Below are 21,671 nucleotides of genomic sequence, written 5' to 3'. Positions count from 1 at the left end.
TTCCAAGTAGCCGACTATGCTCAAACGCCTTGCCTGGCTGGCGCTCTGTGTGTGCGCCCCGCTGTCCGCCGCGCCTCATGTCGATCCTCAACGTTTGCAGCAACTGGCCAATGACCGCTTCTGGATTTCCCTGGGCCACTACGAAACCGCCAAACTGGGTGGCTGGCGCAGCTATATCAGCGACAAAAAATTCTTCCTCGCCCCCGACGGCAATCAACATCCTGACCGAGAACTGACCGCCACGCTGCGAGCCCTCTATGGCCCTGCCAGCGCCGGCCAGCAGCATGCCCAGTGCGTGTACCCGGCGCGAACGCGCTGGCTCAAGGCGCAGCTCAACCTGACCGACCTGCCGACCGTCGATTGCAGCGAATTCAACCAGTGGTTCAAGGACGTGTCGCCCCACAGCGCGGTGATGATCTTTCCCGCCGCCTACCTGAACAGCCCGTCCTCGATGTTCGGCCATACCCTGCTGCGCATCGACCAGGCCGACGTGCAAAGCGACAAGACCGCCCTGCTCAGCTATGCGATCAATTTCGGCGCCTACATCGAAGGTTCGGACAACAGCATCCTTTACGCCTGGAAAGGCCTGATGGGGGGCTATCCCGGCCTCTTCGCCCTGGTGCCATACCAGGAAAAACTCTCCGAGTACCGTAGCCTGGAGAACCGCGACCTGTGGGAATACCACCTGAACCTGAGCCAGGCGGAAACCGAGCGCATGGTCGAGCACGTCTGGGAACTCAAGCAGATCCAGTTCGACTATTTCTTCTTCGACGAAAACTGCTCTTATCGCCTGCTCGAGCTGCTGCAAGTGGCCCGTCCCAGCCTGCGCCTGACCGAACAATTCCCACTGACGGCGATTCCCACCGACACCGTCAAGGCAGTGAAAGAAGCCGGGTTGGTGGAAAGCATCCAGTATCGACCGTCCCGGGAACGGGAACTGCTCAGCCGCGCCGAGCCGCTCAGCGACGATGAGCAGCAATGGGTACTGAAAGTCAGCGCCGACCAGCAACAACTGCAAACGCCTGGATTCAAAGCGCTGGCGCGCGAACGCCAGGCGCTGATCATCGATGCGGCCTATCGCCTGGAACGCTATCGCGCCAATGGCCAGGAACGCGATCCGCAACGCGCCCAGCGCAGCTTCGAACTGTTACGGGCGATCAACCAGAACCCCGCGCCAGAACTCGAAATCCCGCAACCGGGCCTGCCCGAGGACGGTCATGAATCACGCACCTGGCAGGCCGGCCTCGGCACGCGGGGCGACCGGGCGTTCGGCGAATATGGCTTGCGCATGGCCTACCACGACCTCAATGACAACGCCGAGAGTTTCCCCTTGGGCGCGCAGATCGAGATCCTGCAATTGAAACTGCGCCAGTACGAAGGCAATGATTGGCAGGTGCAGCAACTCGACCTGGCAACCATTCGCTCGCTGACGCCGCGCAATGAGTTGCTGCAGCCACTGTCCTGGCAGGTCACCGGCGGCCTGGAGCGGGTACCGGGCAAACACGACGATGAAACCCTGGTCAGTCACGTCAATGGCGGCGCGGGCGGCACCTGGGCGCTGGGTGAAGATGTGCTGGGCTTTGCCCTGGGCACGGTGCGAGTCGAGCACAACAATGACTTCGCCCAATTCATCGCCCCGGCTGCCGGCTTCAACAGCGGTGTGCTGTGGAAAATTCCCCTGGGCAACCTGAGCCTGGAAGCCAAGGGCGATTATTTCGTCAACGGCGAAGTGCGCCGTAGTCTGAGCCTGAATCAGCAGTGGGAATTGTCCCGCAACCTCGGCCTGCGCCTGAGCGCCCAGCGGGAATTCAGCCAGTTGGCCTCGCCGGAGAACGAGGTGATGCTTGAGGTGAAGTGGTACCACTACTGACAACGGCGCGTGCAACGAACGGATTAATCACCGGCCTTTCACGCCTTTCTGACGAATTCACTCCTAGACTTCTTGTATGAGCGGGAATCGGCGGAAAAGCGGAATGAAGCGTGTGGCAGTGGTCCTGGGTATGTTGATGTTGCTCGGTGGCTGTGAAACCACCCACGAAGACTTGATCGCCCGGGGTTATCCACCTGCGTTCGCCGACGGCTACGACGATGGTTGCAGCAGTGGCCGGCAAGCGGCGGGAGTGATCACCGGCCAGTTCAGGAAAGACGTACCGCGCTACCTCAAGGACCCGCGCTACGCCGAAGGCTGGAGCGATGGTTTCCGTCAGTGCCAGGCCATGCGCGAGAGCGAAGAGCGTAATGCCTATCGCGAACGCCATTGGGACGAACGTGAACGGGCCTGGCAGCAACAGAAAGACCAAGACGCCGCCCGGGCTTATCGCTCGCAGTGAGTCGCGTACAGACATTCATCGAAACCAAAACCCTGCGACCATGGCCCAAACTCCAATAGAGGAGAACACCATGAGTCGCGCTTTCGTCAACGAAGACAACGCCGCAGCCCAGGCCGACCAGCCGGTCGAACGCCAGGTCAGTGCGCAACCCAACTACGTGACCCCTTCGGGACTTGCCCAGTTGCAGGCCCGCGTCGCCCAGTTACAAGCGCTACATGGCCAACACGCGGCCAAAGGCGATCAAGCAGACAAACAACGCATCGCCGACATTGAACGCGACCTGCGCTACTTCAACCAGCGTTTGCAGAGTGCGCAGGTCGTTGTACCGACATCAATGGATCAGGTGCGGATCGGACATTGGGTGACCTTCGTCGACGAGCATGATCATGAACAGCGGGTGCAACTGGTCGGTGAAGACCAGGCCGATGCGGCCAGCGGACTGATCAACTGGGGCTCGCCGCTGGGGCGAGCGTTACTGGGAGCGAAGGTCGGGGATGAGGTGATCTGGGAGCGACCGGTGGGGAATCTCGCCATTGAAATCATTGCGATAGAGCTTGATTAAGCGACTGTCATTAAGTGCACCGATAAAACATTGCAAACCACTCTCATCACCAACAGGATCGGCGTTCTAAAAGCTCTATCACTAGAAGGTGATGACAGTAGGTTACATGCCTGTAGCAACATGTAACCGCAACATAAGGTCATAACGACAAGTTGGTGTCAAATCAGGAGCATGCTACTGTTTTTCCCGCACCCCAACAGGTGCATAACAACAAAAGAGGAGAAACATAATGAGCGAACAAATACTGGCAATGTCAGGTGACTTCGACGGTGACTTCATGTCCTACCGACAAGTTAACAGTCTTGGCATTGAGTCAGCAGCGCTGACCATTGTCGAGTGCGGCACCATAGGGTGCACCGCTCTTTTGTGCTAAATCCCACCCTTTCAAAGTCGTCCATGCAACACGACTTTTAACATCCCTAATCCCATTCATAAAAAACTTCATTTCACATCCTACAGTTCGGGCGCACTGATCGGCTCCGATTGACCGCAGATTACTGTACGTGATGTTTAATAATTGATGAGGAAATACCATGAGCGAAAAAATCCTGAACATGTCCGGCGACTTCCATCTCGAATTCGACGCTTACCAAGCGCCCGCCAACAACATTGGGGGAATGCTGGCAACCACGATGGAATGCAATACTTTTGGAACGTGCACCAACCTCGAATGCTCGACAATCATGTGTTAACCCCAGTTAACCAATCATCACACAGGCAACACTTATAAACATAGAGCAGGCATCGCCTGCTCTATCCATGCCAGGAGCTACGGCATGCTTGTTAACGCTTTGAAGTTGGATCAGCGAGGGAAGCACAGAGGTTCTTCCGAAGGCGACATCGCCCTTTTTGAAAACAACCTGACCCGTCTGCATGCTGACGACCAAACCTTGCTGAATCACTTTGGGTTGAACAGGGAACAACTGGTATCTTATATCAAGGAGCCTATCAACCAGCAGTGCTTGCCCGCCGATGGCGAAACCGCCTTGAACACCCTCAAGGATAAACTTGCTCGCCTCGATAGCATTAGCATTGAAAAAGAAAGCTCAGGCGGCACGGATAATTTTTATTGGTTCAGCTATCGTTTTTTTCTTTATTTCGTCGACACCTTCAAGGCCGATGAGCGCTATTTGAATGCGTCAACGCACATTGATGAACCCGCTTTGTTTGCAAGCCTTGAACGCTATGTCCTGGCCCGGGTTGGACGCACGGCAGAACAAAGCCTGGTCCATTATTTGAATACACGAATTGCGAACGGTGATGACATTGACCTGAACGGATTCAATGAGCATCTGCACACATTGCCGCTGCTGAAATTCTTCGAATCCTACCCAGTGCTGGCGACACTGCTGTTTGACCTGCTGGAAGACACCCTCCATTACCTTTATGCAGTCATTCACAACTTCGCCGACGATGCGGAAGCGCTGGAGCGGGAATTTTCGATCCCATCCCGGAAAATCGAGGCTATCGAGCTTGGCCTGGGTGACCCCCATGGTCGCGGCGAAACGGTTTGCCAAGTCAAAATCAGCACGACTTCATTGGTCTACAAGCCAAGAGCAAACCGGGAGGCGATTTTTTTCTATCGTCTTCTTGGACAATTGCATGAGTGGACAGGTGCGGATTGTTTTTCCATCCACACCCCAAGGATCCTCAGCCGCGAGCGACATAGCTGGGTAGAAAAAATCGACAACCTGCCTTGTGACAGCGAAGCGGAGGTTGGACTGTTCTATGAAAAATTGGGGGCACAAATAGCCATCATCCATGCGTTGAATGGGATCGACTTTCACTACGAAAACATTATCGCGTGCGGCAACAGTCCGGTCATGATTGACCTCGAGTGTTTGTTCACGGCCTCCACCAGCGACCTGCTCACTGACCTTCCCGCTGGCTGCGCACTGTCCAATAGCTTTAAATTGGTCCAGCGGTCGATATGTTCCAGCGGCTTCGTACCCTTTTCACAACAGTCCAAAAACGACCAAAGCGGTCTGACCCGGCAAGCTCTATTCATCTCGACCCGCAATTCCCTGATTTTCGACAGTGGCTTTTACCATCTGCGTAAAGTTGAATTCGAACACCACCTGACGCAAAAACACCTGCCTCTTTTGCAGGGTGAGCGCAAGGGGCCCGAAGCTTATAAAGCAGAGCTTCTCCAAGGCTTTGAATATGCCTATGGCAGACTCATGGTTCATCGGCACGCGATCATGCAAAGGCTTGAACAAGCCGCAGGCGAACTGTCGACCCGGGTGTTGCTGAAAAACTCTCAGCGCTACGCTGATTTCATCGGGCTGATCCGCCACCCACGCTTCATGCAAAACATGCTCGACAGAGAACTTCTGCTCGCGACCTTGTGGAAGGATTTGAAAGAACCCTATCGGGAAAAGGGCATTCCCCGCTATGAAATAGCCGACCTGCAAAGGTCCAGCATTCCGTGCTTTACCATGCCGCTGAACGCCAACTATTTTACGAGCGCACAGGGTGAAACAATACCGATGGCAGCCGTGGAGCCCCCGCTAGAAAGCTGCCTACAGAAAATAGCCAACCTGTCTCGCAAAGACTGGGCCTTGCAACGCACCTTGCTCGAAATCTGTTTGTTCCCAGAACAGAATGGACATCTTCCATCGCGTATCGAGCAGCCCCTGGCGAACCTTGAAAAGGAGCCCCTCGACGCGATCCTGAGGATCAGCACCCGCCTCGAGGAACTCGCAATAGTGGGCGCAGTAGAGGATGTAAGCTGGCTGTCTTTCCATACACACCCCACGACTCAGAGAAAATATCCGTCGCCAATGGATCACGGGCTGTACTCCGGTATCGCCGGGATTGGCCTGTTTTATCTGAGCCTGTTCAAGGTGAGCGGCAAACCACACTTTCTGTCACGCATGGATCAGGTCCTGGACTCACTGGAACAACGCTTCGGCTTTTTCAAAACCGATTTGACTGTCAGCGCGTATCACGGACTGGGGGCTTACCTCTATCTGCTCATCAATCGTCGCCAGATCACTGGGGACGCCAGGCATGATGAGAAAATTGCTGGCCTGCTGACCCAACTGATTGAAGTGCCTCCTGAAGACTATGATTTCGACTTCCTGGGCGGTTGTTGTGGTGCTGTGACACTGCTGGCCAATATCCATGCACTCTCTGCGCAAGAGGATGTGCGGCCGGCGATCCAACGCATGGTCGACTACATAAAGAGCCAAATCCTGATTGAAGACGGCCAGCTTCTGCGACGTGATGAGCGCTCCGTCATTTTGACAGGCTTGTCCCACGGCCTCTCGGGTGTCATCCATGCATTGTGCAAAGCCTATGAGGTGACCGGCGACGTGACCCTGGTGCCCCTGGCCGTCCAGGTGCTCGAGGGAGAAAACCGCTTGAGTCGGGATGGTTTCTGGCTGGACCTGCGCAACCTCGGGCCGCTGGACCATGCGTCCAAATGGTGCCACGGCGACGGCGGTATCCTCATCGCCAGGCGACAGCTCATGGAGTCGATGGGGGACGCCCTGGACGAAGCGACCCGGCAGACAGTGCTCGACGATATACAGCGGTGCGAAAACAATCTCTGGCAACACGGGTTTGGCGATGGCTACAACCTTTGTCATGGCGATTTTGGCAATCTGCTCTGCCTGTATGACCTGTATCGGCACTCGGATAATCCTGAGGGCATCAGCAGAGTCAGAAAAGCACTTGAGGATGTCTCCCGGCAGTTTTTCGAAGGGCCCTATCTCGACAGCGATCGGGTGCCCGATGTCAGTCTGTTGACTGGAATAACCGGTGCAGGCTATGCCTTGCTGTACGAGATGGATCCGACCCTTCCGAATATTCTTTCGCTCGATTTTGCGAAGCAGTCCACGGGATAAAAACAGCCACATACCTTGTGGGAGCGGGCTTGCTCGCGAAAGCGCTGGGTCAGTCAACCACAATGCTTGCTGATCCGACGCCTTCGCGAGCAAGCCCGCTCCCACAGGGAATATTTGCGGCGGCCATAAAAAAACGGAGCCTTTCGAAGGCTCCGTTTTTTTATGCAACTGACCGAATCAGGCCAGTTTCTTGTGCCGTACGCGATGCGGCTGGGCAGCCGCTTCGCCAAGGCGCTTCTTGCGATCGGCTTCGTACTCGGTGTAGTTGCCTTCGAAGAACACCGCTTGCGAGTCGTCTTCGTACGCCAGGATGTGAGTCGCCACGCGGTCGAGGAACCACCGATCGTGGGAGATCACAATGGCGGCGCCCGGGAAGTCCAGCAGGGCTTCTTCCAGGGAACGCAGGGTTTCGACGTCGAGGTCGTTGGACGGTTCGTCGAGCAGCAGGACGTTACCGCCCTCCTTCAGGGTCAGCGCCAGGTGCAAGCGACCACGCTCACCACCGGACAGGTCCTTGACGAACTTCTGCTGGTCGCCGCCCTTGAAGTTGAAGCGGCCCACATAAGTGCGCGACGGGATTTCATAGTTGCCGATACGGATCTGGTCGGAGCCGTCGGAGATCTGCTGGAACACGGTCTTGCTGCCGTCCAGGTCTTCGCGGCTCTGGTCGACGCAGGCCAGTTGCACGGTTTCACCGATTTCGATGCTGCCCGAATCCGGGGTTTCCTTGCCCATCAACATGCGGAACAGCGTGGATTTACCCGCACCGTTACCACCGATCACACCGACGATGGCGCCTTTGGGCATGGAGAACGACAGGTTGTCGATCAGCACGCGATCGCCATAGCCCTTGGTGACGTTCTTGAACTCGATGACCTTGTCACCCAGGCGCGGACCGGCCGGGATATAGATCTCGTTGGTTTCGCTGCGCTTCTGGAATTCCTGGGACTGCATTTCCTCGAAGCGTTGCAGGCGTGCCTTGGATTTGGACTGACGGGCCTTGGCGCCTTTGCGCACCCATTCCAGTTCTTCCTTCATGGCTTTTTCATGGGCCGACTGCTGCTTGGATTCCTGGGCCAGACGATCGGACTTGGCTTCCAGCCAGCCCGAATAATTGCCCTCATACGGAATGCCTGCACCACGGTCGAGCTCCAGGATCCAGCCGGCGACGTTGTCCAGGAAGTAACGGTCGTGCGTGATCGCGACCACGGTACCTGGGAAGTCGTGCAGGAAGTGTTCGAGCCAGGCGACGGAATCGGCGTCCAGGTGGTTGGTTGGTTCGTCGAGCAGCAGCATGTCCGGAGCCGACAGGAGCAGGCGGCACAAGGCCACGCGGCGCTTCTCACCGCCGGACAAGTGCTCGACCTTCGCGTCCCAGGCCGGCAGGCGCAGCGCATCGGCGGCGACTTCCAGCTGGCGGTCCAGGTTGTGGCCGTCGCTGGCCTGCAGGATCGCTTCGAGCTTGGCCTGTTCGGCGGCCAGCTTGTCGAAGTCGGCATCCGGGTCGGCGTAGGCGGCATAGACCTCGTCGAGGCGCGCCTGGGCGTCCTTGATCACACTGACCGCTTCCTCGACCACTTCGCGAACGGTCTTGCTCGGGTCCAACTGAGGTTCCTGCGGCAGGTAACCGATATTCAGGTCCGGCATTGGCCGGGCTTCGCCGTCGAATTCGTTATCGACGCCGGCCATGATTTTCAGCAGCGTGGATTTACCCGAGCCGTTGAGGCCCAGTACGCCGATCTTGGCGCCGGGGAAGAAGGACAGTGAAATGTTTTTCAGGATTTCCCGCTTCGGCGGAACAACTTTGCTCAGCCGATGCATGGTGAAGACGTATTGAGCCATGGTGAACCTAGCGTCAGTGACAGGTGAAAAGAACGAGCCAGGCCATGCGCGGCGCCGGCACTTGACGGTCATCAATGCCTGCGGGCGGATAGAGCCTGGGGATCTGGAGCTGGAACGCTCTTGTTTGATCGGCAAAGCTACCTCAACCGTCGGTCAAGGTCCAGCCGCCAGGGGCTGGCACTTTGCCACAAGTCAAGGCATGCTAGCCGCCCTTCGGGCGTCCGGCTTATAGTGCACGTCGCGCCAGTCCAGCAAACCGCAGGATTACAGCTTGTCCAACGTCACGCCGCCCCTGTCCCCTCGCGCACCCGCTGTCGTGCCTGGCTCGCCCCTGCGCGGGACATTGAAGGGCGCGCTGGCCACCCTCGTGCTGCTATTGCTCGGGTTGCTGTTCTGGCAATTGCTCGACCAACTGCGCGAAACCCAGCAGCAACAACGCCAATACACCATCGACTACACCGCCGATCTCGCCGCGCAGGTCAGCCTGAACATGGCCCTGAACGCGCAAATCGCCCTTAACCTGCTACCGATCGTCGAACAACCACAAACAGCCGACGAACAGCGGGCCCTGGTTCGCAAACTCCAGCAATCGCTCCCTGAATTGCGCAGCCTGGCACTGCTGAGCCCCTCCGGCCGAGTGCTCAGTGACAGCGACGCCGGCAGTCACGACGCCGATTACCTGGGTGAGCTGGTGCGACGTAGCCGGGCCCAGGCACATTATTTCAGCAATGCCGAAGACGGCTCCGTGGTGCATCTATTGCTGCACCAGGCCAGCGGTAGCAGCCGTGGCTACTGGGCCCTGCGCCTGACGCCGAGCTTTTTCTCGACCCTGACCAAGCAGGCCGATGTGGGGCTGCGCCCGCTGTGGCTGGTGGAAAACCGTCTCAACCAGCAGATCATCAGCCGCGACGAAAGCCTGCCCTCGAGCAGCCCTACCCATTTGTCGCCGGATGACCTGGAGAACACCGTACTGACCATCCCCCTGAGCAGCAGCGACTGGCAGTTGCGGGGGCTGTTCGACCGTCGCCAGGTGCTCGAGCAACTGCTGCCGGCCTTCATCGGCAAATGCCTGCTGGGCCTGGCGTTTTCGTTGTTGCCAGTGATCGCGCTGTTGAACATGCGCCGGCGGCAGCGACAGTTGCATGAAGGTCGGCGGCGCTACCAGGACATTTTCGAAGGCACCGGCGTAGCCCTGTGTGTGCTCGACCTGTCGGGGCTCAAGGCCTTTTTTGAGCGGGCCGGCCTGCACAATGGCGATCAACTGCGCGCCTGGATGAAAACCTCTCATCAACTCGAACAATTGCGCCAGGAAGTTCACGTCACCGAAGTCAACCAGATGGCGTTGAAACTGCTCAACGTCGACTCCTGCGACCAGGCCTGGCAACTGCTGGTCGGCAAGGGTGCGCAGGAACACAACCCCGTTGGTTCGAAGCTGCTCGAAGCACTGCTCGACCAACACAAGCAACTGGAACTGGAAATCAAGCTCCAGGACGCCCATGGCCGCGACCAGCACCTGTGGCTGGTCTTGCGCCTGCCGGAAAAACAGCACGACTACAACGCGGTCATCCTGAGCATCAGTGACATCACCAGCCGCAAGCTGATCGAACTCTCGCTGCTCGAACGCGAGGGTTTCTGGTCCGACGTGGTGCGCACCGTGCCGGATCATCTCTATGTGCAGGACGTCATCAGCCAGCGGATGATCTTCAGCAACCATCACCTGGGCCAGACCCTGGGATACGACCGCACCGAACTGCACCAGATGGGCGAGTACTTCTGGGAAATCCTGCTGCACAGCGAAGACGCCGATCACTACCACAACCTGCGCCAGGAACAGCGCCGGGGCGGGTACACGCAACTGTTGCAATGCCAGCTGCGCTTTCGTCATCGCAATGGCAGATGGCGCTGCTTCGACATCCGTGAACAGGCCCTGGCCCGGGACCGGCACGACCAGGTGACACGCATCATCGGCGTGGCCAAGGACGTCACAGAGCAGATCGAGGCCAGCGAATCGCTGCGCGACAGCGAGCAACGCTACCGGATGCTCGCCGAAAGCATCAGCGACGTGATCTTCTCCACCGACAACAAGCTTTCGCTCAACTATGTCAGCCCGTCGGTGCAAGCGGTGCTGGGCTACACCGCCGACTGGATTTTCCAGAACGGCTGGCAATCGATCATCGCCAATCCGCAACAACTGACCGGCATCTACAGCCTGATGGACCGGGTCAGCAAGGCCCTCGACAAGCCCGAACAACTGGCCGAGCTGCGCAACCAGATGCAGACCCAGCTGTTCCTGTTCGACTGCCTGCGTGCCGACGGGCGCAAGATCCCCATCGAGTTGCGGCTGGTGCTGGTGTGGGATGAAAGCGGCGCGTTCGAAGGCGTGCTCGGCGTCGGCCGCGACATCAGCCAGCAGCGTCGCGCCGAAAAAGACCTGCGCATGGCCGCCACGGTATTCGAGCATTCGACTTCGGCAATCCTGATCACCGACCCGGCGGGCTACATTGTCCAGGCCAACGAAGCCTTCAGTCGCGTCAGCGGTTATGCCGTGTCGCAAGTGCTGGACCAGTTGCCCAACATGCTGACCGTGGACGAGCAGCAGGAAGCCCACCTGCGCTACGTGCTCAAGCAACTGCAACAGCACAGCACCTGGGAAGGCGAAGTCTGGCTCAAGCGTCGCAATGGCGAGCATTACCCGGCCTGGGTCGGCATCACCGCCGTGCTCGATGACGAAGGCGACCTGGCCAGCTATGTGTGTTTTTTCAGCGACATCAGCGAACGCAAGGCCAGCGAGCAACGCATTCATCGCCTGGCCTATTACGACGCCCTGACTCACCTACCCAACCGCACGCTGTTCCAGGATCGCCTGCACACCGCGCTGCAATCGGCCGAGCGGCAGAAGACCTGGGTGGTGCTGATGTTCCTCGACCTGGACCGCTTCAAGCCCATCAACGACTCCCTGGGTCACGCCGCCGGTGACCGGATGCTCAAGGAAATGGCCACGCGCCTGCTCGGTTGTGTCGCCGACGACGATACCGTGGCGCGCATGGGCGGCGACGAATTCACCCTGTTGCTGCAGCCGCGCGCCAGCCGCGAAATGGCGCTGAACCGGGCCATTACCGTGGCCGAGCAGATCCTCGCCAGCCTGGTCCGGCCATTCGTGCTCGAAGGCCGGGAGTTCTTCGTCACCGCCAGTATCGGCATCGCCCTGAGTCCCCAGGATGGCAGTGAACTGAGCCAGTTGATGAAAAACGCCGACACGGCCATGTACCACGCCAAGGAACGCGGCAAGAACAACTTCCAGTTCTATCAGGCCGACATGAACGCCAGCGCCCTGGAGCGCCTGGAACTGGAAAGCGATTTGCGCCACGCCCTGGAACAGAACGAGTTCGTGTTGTACTACCAGCCGCAGTTCAGCGGCGATGGCAAACGTTTGACCGGCGCCGAAGCGCTGCTGCGCTGGCGCCATCCACGTCGCGGCCTGGTGCCGCCGGGAGACTTCATCCCGGTACTCGAAGAACTCGGGCTGGTAGTGGACGTCGGCGACTGGGTCATCACCGAAGCCTGTCGGCAGCTCAGGACGTGGCACCAGGCCAAGGTCCGGGTGCCAAAGGTCTCGGTCAACATTTCCGCCCGGCAGTTCTCCGACGGCCAATTGGGCACGCGCATCGCCAATATCCTGCGCAGCACCGGCCTGCCGCCGGCCTGCCTGGAGCTGGAACTGACCGAAAGTATCCTGATGCGCGAAGTCAGCGAGGCGATGCAGATTCTGGCCGGCTTGAAAAACCTGGGACTGAGCATCGCCGTGGATGACTTCGGCACCGGTTATTCCTCGCTCAATTACCTCAAGCAATTCCCCATCGACGTGCTGAAGATCGACCGCACGTTTGTCGACGGCCTGCCGTCCGGCGAGCAGGATGCACAGATCGCCCGGGCGATCATCGCCATGGCCCACAGCCTCAACCTGGCGGTAATCGCCGAAGGGGTCGAGACCCACGAGCAATTGGACTTTTTGCGCGAACACGGCTGCGACGAAGTCCAGGGCTACCTGTTCGGTCGGCCGATGCCGGCCAACCGGTTTGAAGCGCAGTTCAGCAATGATGCGTTGTTCATGCTCGACTGAGGCCTTGTACCATCTGGGCCGCCCTATCGCGGGCAAGCCTTGCTCCCACAGGGGAACGCAGACTTCTGTCGGAGCAAGGCTTGCCCGCGATAGGGCCTGCACAGGTGACACCCCTGTTGCGTGAAACCCATTCGTCCGCGACATGATGTCCTTTCATATGCCTTCCAAAACCGGTTGGGTTAGAATGCCCCCCTTTTCTGCCCCCGATCCTTGAGGACCGCCATGTTCAGCCGTGATTTGACTATTGCCAAGTACGACGCCGATCTCTTTGCCGCCATGGAGCAAGAAGCTCAGCGCCAGGAAGAGCACATTGAGCTGATCGCTTCGGAAAACTACACCAGCCCCGCGGTGATGGAAGCTCAAGGCTCGGTACTGACCAACAAGTACGCCGAAGGCTATCCGGGCAAGCGCTACTACGGTGGTTGCGAGTATGTCGACGTGGTCGAGCAACTGGCCATCGACCGCGCCAAGCAACTGTTCGGCGCCGATTACGCCAACGTCCAGCCGCACGCAGGCTCCCAAGCCAACGCCGCCGTGTACCTGGCGCTGCTGTCGGCCGGTGACACCATCCTGGGCATGAGCCTGGCCCACGGCGGTCACCTGACCCACGGCGCCAGCGTTTCCTCCTCCGGCAAGCTGTACAACGCCATCCAGTACGGCATCGACGGCAACGGCCTGATCGACTACGACGAAGTCGAGCGCCTGGCGCTGGAACACAAGCCGAAAATGATCGTGGCCGGTTTCTCCGCCTACTCCCAGGTCCTCGACTTCCCGCGCTTTCGCGAGATCGCCGACAAGGTCGGTGCCTACCTGTTCGTCGACATGGCTCACGTGGCCGGCCTGGTCGCCGCTGGCGTCTACCCGAACCCGGTGCCATTCGCCGACGTGGTCACTACCACCACCCACAAGACCCTGCGCGGTCCACGTGGCGGCCTGATCCTGGCTCGCGCCAACGCCGATATCGAGAAGAAGCTGAACTCCGCTGTCTTCCCAGGCGCCCAGGGTGGCCCACTGGAGCACGTGATCGCTGCCAAGGCGATCTGCTTCAAGGAAGCCCTGCAACCTGAGTTCAAGGCTTACCAGCAGCAAGTGGTGAAAAACGCCAAGGCCATGGCCGGCGTGTTCATCGAACGCGGCTTCGACGTGGTGTCCGGCGGTACCGAGAACCACCTGTTCCTGCTCTCGCTGATCAAGCAAGAGATCTCCGGAAAAGACGCCGATGCGGCGCTGGGCAAGGCGTTCATCACCGTGAACAAGAACTCGGTGCCAAACGACCCACGCTCCCCGTTCGTCACCTCGGGCCTGCGTTTCGGCACCCCGGCCGTGACCACTCGCGGCTTCAAGGAAGCCGAGTGCAAGGAACTGGCCGGCTGGATCTGCGACATCCTGGCAGACCTGAACAACGAAGCGGTGATCGACGCCGTGCGTGAGAAGGTCAAGGCTATCTGCAAGAAGCTGCCGGTGTACGGCGCTTAATCAGCTCGCCAAAACGTAACCAAAAAGGCCCGCATCGAAAGATGCGGGCCTTTTTTATTGGCGTTGTAAAACATACGACCAAACAACTAACGCCAGCCAGCATTTAACCTCCTGTAATACAGACAGCCCCACAAGGGATTAACAACTCAATAAGATCCAGTTCGCCCCATCCAAAATTTAATCAACAACTACAGGAGTCAATATTCACATGGACAGTGAAAATTCCTTTCATGCAACACTTGATATGTTTAGCGCTCACGTCAATCTACTGGAAAGGCTGCATGGCAAACCCGCGCTGGCGACCGTCAGCTCTTTCAGCGGTGGTTTTTATACCGGCAAACCCCAGACCCAGGATCATTCACACCTGCTTGGCATGCGCGCCGAAGATCCGAGGACGCGCGGTGAACCCTTGCGGTTGCACTTCCGGCATACCGCGAATGGCTATCTCCTGACCCTAAAAAACACTGGCGAGCACTACAACAAAGTGCTCAGTAAAAGCTGGTTCGAAGTACTTGGTGCAAAGGATCCCAATACTAAAAAGCCGACTCTTTTCACCCTTATCGACTTTCAACAGAATGTCATCACGCCGAAAAATATCAAATCCGGCCACACCCGCATTTCGCTCATGACCGCCAATAAAAAACATGTGGGGGGATTAAGACTGCGAGGTTCGCCTTATCTCTATCTTGCCGAGACGGAAGAACAGTCAAAAGCGACGTTCATTCTGAGTATTCTCTGAACAAAATACCCGTAGAACATTTTAATGTAAGACAGGGACAACCCATCTATCCCCTGTGGCGAGGGGATTTATCCCCGTTGGGCTGCGCAGCAGCCCCAAAAGCTTGAATGCGATTCACCTGGCACACCACAGTGGCCGGGTCAGGGCTGCTGCGCAGCCCAGCGGGGATAAATCCCCTCGCCACAATGAATCAAGCAATCCTTAAGTGAACAGCATTGCGCCACAGTCTTGTGTTCTCTCCTCACTATTTGCGTAGGCATCTGGCGGCAAAATTTTTTCCGGCCGGAAAAAGGCTCAAGCTCAAGGCTTTCACCACAACTGGTAAGACCGGTAAAGCCAAATCATCACAATCAAGCTTGCATACCCGCAAAAACAGCGCCTAGACTGTGCCTGCACTGGACAAACCGGTAAGACCACAATAATGAAGTCCTGACGCCAACAGCCCCAGCGCCGGCGGACATGGACACCGAACCAGGAATCCCTCCCATGCTCAAATGGTGCTCGCGGTCGATCTTCCTTCAAGTTGTCCTCGGACTGGTGCTCGGCATCGTCTGCGGGCTTACCCTTCCCGAATACTCTGCACAGCTCAAACCCCTCGGCGACGGCTTTATCAAGCTGATCAAGATGCTCATCGGCCTGATCGTGTTCTGCGTGGTGGTCAGCGGCATCTCCGGCGCCGGTGATCTCAAGAAGGTCGGGCGCATCGGCCTCAAGTCGGTCATCTATTTCGAAATACTCACCACCATCGCCTTGGTCATCGGCCTGGTCTTTGCCTTCACCACGGGCATCGGCAGCGGCGCGAACATCCATCTTGACCAGCTTTCCAGCGCCGACATGGGCGATATCGCCCAGCGCGGCCAGCACATGGTCACCACCACCCAGTTCCTGATGAACCTGATCCCGACGTCAGTGATCGGAGCATTCGCGGAGAACAACATCCTGCAGGTGCTGCTGTTTGCCGTGCTGTTTGGCAGCGCACTGAATCTCGTCGGTGATGCCGCGTCCGGTATTTCCCGCCTGATCAACGAACTCAGCCACGTGATCTTCCGCATCATGGGCATGATCGTGCGCCTGGCCCCTATCGGTGTCTTTGGCGCCATTGCCTTCACCACCAGCAAATACGGCCTGGATTCGCTACAGCACCTGGGCAACCTCGTCGGCCTGTTCTACCTGACCTGCATCGCTTTTGTCGCGGTGATCCTGGGCGTGGTGATGCGCGTGTCGGGCCTGCCGATGCTGCCGTTCCTCAAATACCTGCGCGAAGAGCTGCTGATCGTACTCGGCACCGCGTCGTCCGACGCCGTGTTGCCACAGATCATGCGCAAACTCGAACACCTGGGGGTCGGCAGCTCTACCGTGGGCCTGGTCATTCCCACCGGCTACTCGTTCAACCTCGATGGTTTTTCGATCTACCTGACCCTGGCCATTGTCTTCATCGCCAACGCGACCGGTACGCCCCTGGCCATGAGCGATCTGTTGACCATCCTGCTGGTCTCGCTGATCACCTCCAAGGGCGCCCATGGGATTCCCGGCTCGGCGCTGGTGATCCTGGCGGCCACGCTGACCGCGATCCCGGCAATCCCGGTGGTCGGCCTGGTGCTGGTGCTGGCCGTGGACTGGTTCATGGGCATCGGTCGCGCCCTGACCAACCTGATTGGCAATTGCGTGGCGACCGTGGCGATCGCCCGCTGGGAAAAAGACATCGACATCCCTCGTGCGCGCAAGGTGCTGTCCGGTCAACAAGGCTATACCTTCCAACCCAGAAAACCGGTGGGCAGTGCCCATCACCAGCAATTCTGAAAGACTGCGGTGCCGGCCCGCGAACCGGCACCGCCTGAGTGATTTTCAAGGAGTGACATGTGATCAGTTCATCAACCGTCGTCAATTCCGTGGTGGAGAAGCTCCGCGCCGCCCTGGCCCGGGGCCAATGGCGCTCGGGCGAGATGCTGCCCGGCCAACGCGAGCTGGCCGAACAACTGGGCATCAGCCGACCCAGCCTGCGTGAAGCGGTGATTGTGCTGGAGACCCTGGGCCTGGTGCGATCGATGCCCGGCAAGGGCGTGGTGGTGCTGGAGGCCAGTCTCAACGATGCCACCCGTGAAGGCAGCGCCATGGCCGGCGCGAGCCTGGAAGACGTGCTGCAACTGCGCTACACCCTGGAGCCCTTCATCGTTGGCCTGGTGGCCCAGTCCATCAGCAGCAAGGAGGTCGGCCAGTTGCGCCTGACCCTCATGGACATGCGCGAAGCCCTGGAAGCCAATGACAGCGATGCCTGCGCCAACGCCTACATCGCCTTCCATGAAGAATTGTTTGCCCTGACGTCCAACCCGATCTTCCAGAACGTGGTCCAGCAGACCAGCAACGCCCTCAAGCAAAGCGCCGATGTGCTGCGCAACTCACCCGAACACCTGGCCGAGCGCCTGGAAGAAAACGAAGCCGTGGTCCGTGCCATCCGGGGCAAGAACAGCGCCCAGGCCAGCGCCGAAATGCGTCGGCACATTCTCCGGGAAGGCCAGCGCATGGGCATCGAATTGAATATTCCGGACGACAACCTCGGCACCTGAGCCATTGCCTGCGGAGACCGCCATGAACACTCTCGTTTCCCATCAACATAATCGCAATATGCTTGCCGCCCTGCCTCTGCCCGGCCGGATCGGCAAACCGTCGGTGGACGATATCTACCCGCGAATCTTCGACGCCATCCTCGAACAACGCATTGCCCCGGCCAGCCGCTTCACCGAAGAAAGCCTGGGGGATGTGTTCGGTGTCAGCCGCAGCATCATTCGCCGGGTGCTGGCGCGCCTGTCCCACCAGCAAGTGGTGATCCTGCGACCGAATCACCGGCCACAAGTCGCCGCACCGGACCTGGAACAGACCCGGCAGATCCTCCACGCCCGCCGCCTGGCTGAGCAGACCCTGGTGCGCCTGGCCTGCAAGGCACCGCAACCGCAGGATCTACGGCATCTGCGGGATCTGGTGGAACAGGAGCAGCGCTGCCTGGATCGCGGTGAGCGCGGCCCGGCGATACGCCTGTCCGGCGAGTTTCACCTGCAACTGGCCGCCATGGCCGGCAACGCGCCATTGGCACAATTCCTCGGTAGCCTGGTGCCATTGACCTCGCTGGCCCTGGCGCGGCACGAGGTCAAATCCCGCCGGCACTGCGCCTGGCAGGAACACCTGGCAATCGTCGACGCGGTGGAAGGCCGTAACGTCAACGAAGCGCTGCGGCTGATGGACGAGCACCTGGACCACCTGGAGCAAAAACTGCTGCTGACCGCAGGCACGGGATCGTCAAAGTAGAGCGGCTTCGAAGCCGGCGCGGATCTTCTCTTCGGGCAGTTCGTCGGCGATGAACACGATCACGCTTTCCCGGGCTTCGCCTGGCGCCCATTCGGTGTCCCAATCGAAACCGTACAATTTGAGCACGCCCTGGAACACCAGCCGACGGGGTTCGCCCGCGATGTTCAGCACGCCTTTGTAGCGCAGCAATTGCTTGCCATGTTCTTCCAGCAACTGGTTCATGAACTCACTGAGCTTGTCGATATCCAGCGGCTTGTCTGTGCGCAGCACCAGGCTGCTGATGCGATCGCCCGGGGTCGCCTTGCCAACCGGACGCAGGCTGAACCCCGCGCCCAGGTCGGCATTGAGGTTGAAACCACGAATGTCGAGCAGCTCGGCCAGGTCGATCTTGCCGTGTTCGACCACCCTGATCGGCGCGCGCCGGTTGATCCGCGCCAGACGCTCGCCAAGGGCCTGGACCTGGGCCGCGTCCACCAGATCGGTCTTGCTCAGGAGCAGGCGATCGGCAAACCCGACCTGGGCCTGGGCGATGGCCTGGGTCAGGTGGATCTCGGCGTGCGCGGCGTCCACCAGGGTCAGGATGCCGTCGAGGATATAGCGCTCGCGCAAGTCCTCGTCGATGAAGAACGTCTGCGCCACTGGCGCCGGATCAGCCAGGCCGGTGCATTCGATCACCAGGCGGTCGAAGGCGATTTCGCCGCTGTCCAGTCGTTCGAGCAGCAGGTACAGGGCCTTGGTCAGGTCGGTGTGAATGGTGCAGCACACGCAACCGTTGGCCAGGGTCATGACTTGCACCGGCTCGTCGCCCAATAGCTGGGTATCGATGCCGGCATCGCTGAATTCATTCTCGATCACGGCGATTTTCAGGCCGTGCTCGGCCTTGAGCAGATAGCGCAAAAGCGTGGTCTTGCCTGCGCCGAGGAAGCCGCTGAGGATGGTGACCGGGATGGGAGAGGACAACATGGTTCTCCTGTTTCGAAATTAAAAGAAGACCACAAGCCAATGTGGGAGCGAGCCTGCTCGCGATCGCGGTGGGTCAGCCGCATGATCTGCTAACTGACACTACGCCTTCGCGAGCAAGCCCGCTCCCACAGGGGATTACCTCAACCCAAGCGGTGCTTCAACAGCACTTGGGCCCACCCTTGCCGCCGTAACGGGCCTCCTGGCGTTCGCGAAAGAACGCCTCGTAGTCCATCAACGGCTTGTCCGGGTGTTTGGTCTGCATGTGCTCGACGTAGTTGTCGTAGTCGGGCATGCCGACCATCAGGCGGGCGGCCTGACCGAGGTATTTACCCAGGCGACTCAAGTCATTGAACATCGTTGCAATCCTCTCAAGCGTCCGGCAGTGCCTGGAATGGCGCTTCTTTGTCCGTGCGTTCCTTGGTGCCCCAGGCGGCGATGCCGACCTTGAGCGCGTAGAACAGGATGCTGAAGACCACGAACAGGAACAACACCGTCAGCGTCGCGTTGGTGTAGGCGTTGAACACCACGTGCTGCATCTGCTCAATGCTCTTGGCCGGGGCCAGGATCTGACCGGCGGCCAGGGCATCGTTGTATTTGCGTGCCAGGGCCAGGAAGCCGATCGCCGGGTTGGCGTCGAACAGCTTGATCAGGCCCGCGGTGGTGGTGCAGATCAGCAGCCAGGACGCCGGCAGCAGCGTGACCCAGACGTAGCGCTGGCGCTTCATCTTGATCAGCACCACGGTGGCGAGCATCAGCGCGATACCGGCCAGCATCTGGTTGGAGATGCCGAACAACGGCCACAAGGTGTTGATGCCGCCCAGCGGATCGATCACGCCCTGGTACAGCAGGTAGCCCCACAGCGCCACGCAACCGGCGGTGGCGATCAGGTTGGCCGGCCAGGATTCGGTACGTTTGAGCGAAGGCACGAACGAGCCGAGCAGATCCTGCAGCATGAACCGCCCGGCACGGGTGCCGGCGTCCACCGCCGTGAGGATGAACAGCGCCTCGAACAGGATCGCGAAGTGGTACCAGAACGCCATGGTGTTTTCACCCGGCAGCACCGAGTGCAGGATCTGTGCGATCCCCACCGCCAGGGTCGGCGCACCGCCGGCACGGGCCAGCACGGTGGTCTCGCCGATGTCCTTGGCCACTGCTTGCAGCGCCTCTGGCGTGATGGCGAAGCCCCAACTGCTGACAGTCTGGGCCACGGCCACCACGTCACCGCCGACGATCGCCGCCGGGCTGTTCATGGCGAAGTACACGCCTGGCTCGATCACCGACGCGGCGACCATGGCCATGATCGCCACGAAGGATTCCATCAACATGCCGCCGTAACCGATATAGCGGGCGTTGGTTTCGTTATCCAGCAGCTTGGGCGTGGTGCCCGAGGAGATCAGCGCATGGAAGCCCGAGACCGCGCCGCAGGCGATGGTGATGAACAGGAACGGGAACAGCCCGCCCTTCCACACCGGCCCGGTGCCGTCGGTGAACTGGGTCAACGCCGGCATTTTCAGCTCGGGCATGGTCACCAGGATACCGATGGCCAGGGCGACGATGGTGCCGATCTTGAGGAAGGTCGACAGGTAGTCCCGCGGCGCCAGGATCAGCCACACCGGCAGTACCGCCGCGACAAAACCGTAGCCGATCAGCATCCAGGTGATCTGGATCCCGGTGAAGGTGAAGGCCTTGGCCCAGACCGGGTCGGCGGCGATCTGCCCGCCCAGCCAGATCGAGCCCAGCAGCAACAGCACGCCGATGAGCGAGATCTCGCCGATGCGGCCCGGGCGGATGTAGCGCATGTAGAGGCCCATGAACATCGCGATCGGGATGGTCGCCATCACCGTGAAGATGCCCCACGGGCTCTCGGCCAGGGCCTTGACCACAATCAGCGCCAGCACCGCGAGGATGATGATCATGATCAGGAAGCAGCCGAACAGCGCGATGGTGCCGGGGATGCGGCCCATTTCCTCGCGGACCATGTCGCCCAGGGAGCGCCCGTTGCGGCGGGTGGACAGGAACAGGACCATGAAGTCCTGCACCGCCCCGGCCAGCACCACGCCGGCGATCAGCCAGAGCGTACCGGGCAGGTAGCCCATCTGCGCCGCCAGCACCGGCCCGACCAGCGGCCCCGCGCCGGCAATGGCCGCGAAGTGGTGGCCGAAGAGAATGTGTTTGTTGGTCGGGACATAGTCCAGCCCATCGTTGTTGAGCACGGCGGGGGTGGCCCGGCGCGCATCGAGTTGCATCACGTTGTTGGCGATGAAGAGGCTGTAGTAGCGGTAGGCGACCAGGTAGATGGCCACGGCTGCGACGACGATCCACAAGGCGTTGATCGCCTCGCCTCGACGCAAAGCCACGACGCCCAGGGCGCACGCTCCTACGACGGCCAGCAGTAGCCAGGGTAGATGGCGCAGCAGGCTATTATTGTTTTTCATTTTTATATTCCAGCCAGGGTGGACAAGAAAGGCAGCCACTGGAGTTTAGCGCT

At 59.5% G+C, this 21,671-nt stretch carries 15 protein-coding genes; 11 read left to right on the top strand and 4 right to left on the bottom strand.

Annotated features, from left to right (window positions below):
- The first annotated feature begins 16 nt into the window (after nucleotides 1-16).
- The 5 genes from GN234_RS22600 (at nucleotide 17) to lanM (ending at nucleotide 6,743) form a co-directional block, all read left to right on the top strand.
- The gene (locus GN234_RS22600) at nucleotides 17-1,870 is read left to right on the top strand and encodes an Lnb N-terminal periplasmic domain-containing protein (RefSeq protein ID WP_176689106.1); all 1,854 of its coding nucleotides are present in this window, start codon (nucleotides 17-19) and stop codon (nucleotides 1,868-1,870) included.
- A gap of 103 nt (nucleotides 1,871-1,973) precedes the next feature.
- Complete coding sequence (locus GN234_RS22595) at nucleotides 1,974-2,330, top strand: hypothetical protein (protein WP_109756393.1); 357 nt, start codon at nucleotides 1,974-1,976, stop codon at nucleotides 2,328-2,330.
- 70 nt (nucleotides 2,331-2,400) lie between these two features.
- Complete coding sequence (locus GN234_RS22590) at nucleotides 2,401-2,892, top strand: GreA/GreB family elongation factor (RefSeq protein WP_109756394.1); 492 nt, start codon at nucleotides 2,401-2,403, stop codon at nucleotides 2,890-2,892.
- A gap of 533 nt (nucleotides 2,893-3,425) precedes the next feature.
- The gene (locus GN234_RS22585; protein WP_162893868.1) at nucleotides 3,426-3,584 is read left to right on the top strand and encodes a hypothetical protein; all 159 of its coding nucleotides are present in this window, start codon (nucleotides 3,426-3,428) and stop codon (nucleotides 3,582-3,584) included.
- 84 nt (nucleotides 3,585-3,668) lie between these two features.
- Complete coding sequence (lanM, locus tag GN234_RS22580) at nucleotides 3,669-6,743, top strand: type 2 lanthipeptide synthetase LanM (RefSeq protein ID WP_176689105.1); 3,075 nt, start codon at nucleotides 3,669-3,671, stop codon at nucleotides 6,741-6,743.
- Nucleotides 6,744-6,920: 177 nt separating this feature from the next.
- Here the strand turns inward: lanM and ettA are convergent, their stop codons facing one another.
- Nucleotides 6,921-8,585: an energy-dependent translational throttle protein EttA gene (ettA, locus tag GN234_RS22575; protein ID WP_018601028.1), complete on the bottom strand. Its 1,665-nt coding sequence runs from the start codon at nucleotides 8,583-8,585 to the stop codon at nucleotides 6,921-6,923.
- Between the two features lie 271 nt (nucleotides 8,586-8,856).
- Between ettA and GN234_RS22570 the strand changes: the two genes are divergently transcribed.
- The 6 genes from GN234_RS22570 to GN234_RS22545 all read left to right on the top strand — a co-directional run bounded on the left by GN234_RS22570 (nucleotide 8,857) and on the right by GN234_RS22545 (nucleotide 18,220).
- On the top strand, nucleotides 8,857-12,705 hold the full coding sequence (locus GN234_RS22570) for a sensor domain-containing protein (RefSeq protein WP_176689104.1): 3,849 nt from the start codon (nucleotides 8,857-8,859) through the stop codon (nucleotides 12,703-12,705).
- A gap of 222 nt (nucleotides 12,706-12,927) precedes the next feature.
- A complete protein-coding gene (gene glyA, locus GN234_RS22565; RefSeq protein WP_058544066.1) occupies nucleotides 12,928-14,181 on the top strand; it encodes a serine hydroxymethyltransferase in 1,254 nt (417 codons plus the stop codon).
- Nucleotides 14,182-14,389: 208 nt separating this feature from the next.
- A complete protein-coding gene (locus GN234_RS22560; RefSeq protein ID WP_176689103.1) occupies nucleotides 14,390-14,920 on the top strand; it encodes a hypothetical protein in 531 nt (176 codons plus the stop codon).
- A gap of 486 nt (nucleotides 14,921-15,406) precedes the next feature.
- Complete coding sequence (locus tag GN234_RS22555) at nucleotides 15,407-16,720, top strand: C4-dicarboxylate transporter DctA (RefSeq protein ID WP_109756398.1); 1,314 nt, start codon at nucleotides 15,407-15,409, stop codon at nucleotides 16,718-16,720.
- Nucleotides 16,721-16,779: 59 nt separating this feature from the next.
- A complete protein-coding gene (locus tag GN234_RS22550; RefSeq protein WP_176689102.1) occupies nucleotides 16,780-17,484 on the top strand; it encodes a FadR/GntR family transcriptional regulator in 705 nt (234 codons plus the stop codon).
- A gap of 22 nt (nucleotides 17,485-17,506) precedes the next feature.
- Nucleotides 17,507-18,220, top strand: coding sequence for a GntR family transcriptional regulator (locus GN234_RS22545; RefSeq protein ID WP_176689101.1), 714 nt, complete (start codon nucleotides 17,507-17,509; stop codon nucleotides 18,218-18,220).
- Here the strand turns inward: GN234_RS22545 and yjiA are convergent.
- The 3 genes from yjiA to GN234_RS22530 form a co-directional block, all read right to left on the bottom strand.
- Nucleotides 18,212-19,183: a GTPase gene (gene yjiA, locus GN234_RS22540; RefSeq protein WP_163856549.1), complete on the bottom strand. Its 972-nt coding sequence runs from the start codon at nucleotides 19,181-19,183 to the stop codon at nucleotides 18,212-18,214. The genes GN234_RS22545 and yjiA overlap by 9 nt on opposite strands.
- 157 nt (nucleotides 19,184-19,340) lie before the next feature.
- Nucleotides 19,341-19,538, bottom strand: coding sequence for a YbdD/YjiX family protein (locus GN234_RS22535; RefSeq protein ID WP_003201656.1), 198 nt, complete (start codon nucleotides 19,536-19,538; stop codon nucleotides 19,341-19,343).
- A gap of 13 nt (nucleotides 19,539-19,551) precedes the next feature.
- On the bottom strand, nucleotides 19,552-21,618 hold the full coding sequence (locus GN234_RS22530) for a carbon starvation CstA family protein (protein WP_116833495.1): 2,067 nt from the start codon (nucleotides 21,616-21,618) through the stop codon (nucleotides 19,552-19,554).
- Nucleotides 21,619-21,671 lie beyond the last annotated feature (53 nt).

Source organism: Pseudomonas bijieensis (assembly GCF_013347965.1).
GTDB lineage: Bacteria > Pseudomonadota > Gammaproteobacteria > Pseudomonadales > Pseudomonadaceae > Aquipseudomonas > Aquipseudomonas bijieensis.
The sequence above is the reverse complement of the archived record's forward strand: the minus strand, read 5'-3'. Positions and strand labels throughout refer to the sequence as shown.

Bases quoted from the DNA above. Each gene is read 5' to 3' on its own strand.
- GN234_RS22600 (WP_176689106.1), top strand. From the start codon at position 17: ATGCTCAAACGCCTTGCCTGGCTGGCGCTCTGTGTGTGCGCCCCGCTG.
- GN234_RS22595 (WP_109756393.1), top strand. From the start codon at position 1,974: ATGAAGCGTGTGGCAGTGGTCCTGGGTATGTTGATGTTGCTCGGTGGC.
- GN234_RS22590 (WP_109756394.1), top strand. From the start codon at position 2,401: ATGAGTCGCGCTTTCGTCAACGAAGACAACGCCGCAGCCCAGGCCGAC.
- GN234_RS22585 (WP_162893868.1), top strand. From the start codon at position 3,426: ATGAGCGAAAAAATCCTGAACATGTCCGGCGACTTCCATCTCGAATTC.
- lanM (WP_176689105.1), top strand. From the start codon at position 3,669: ATGCTTGTTAACGCTTTGAAGTTGGATCAGCGAGGGAAGCACAGAGGT.
- ettA (WP_018601028.1), bottom strand. From the start codon at position 8,585: ATGGCTCAATACGTCTTCACCATGCATCGGCTGAGCAAAGTTGTTCCG.
- glyA (WP_058544066.1), top strand. From the start codon at position 12,928: ATGTTCAGCCGTGATTTGACTATTGCCAAGTACGACGCCGATCTCTTT.
- GN234_RS22560 (WP_176689103.1), top strand. From the start codon at position 14,390: ATGGACAGTGAAAATTCCTTTCATGCAACACTTGATATGTTTAGCGCT.
- GN234_RS22555 (WP_109756398.1), top strand. From the start codon at position 15,407: ATGCTCAAATGGTGCTCGCGGTCGATCTTCCTTCAAGTTGTCCTCGGA.
- GN234_RS22545 (WP_176689101.1), top strand. From the start codon at position 17,507: ATGAACACTCTCGTTTCCCATCAACATAATCGCAATATGCTTGCCGCC.
- yjiA (WP_163856549.1), bottom strand. From the start codon at position 19,183: ATGTTGTCCTCTCCCATCCCGGTCACCATCCTCAGCGGCTTCCTCGGC.
- GN234_RS22535 (WP_003201656.1), bottom strand. From the start codon at position 19,538: ATGTTCAATGACTTGAGTCGCCTGGGTAAATACCTCGGTCAGGCCGCC.
- GN234_RS22530 (WP_116833495.1), bottom strand. From the start codon at position 21,618: ATGAAAAACAATAATAGCCTGCTGCGCCATCTACCCTGGCTACTGCTG.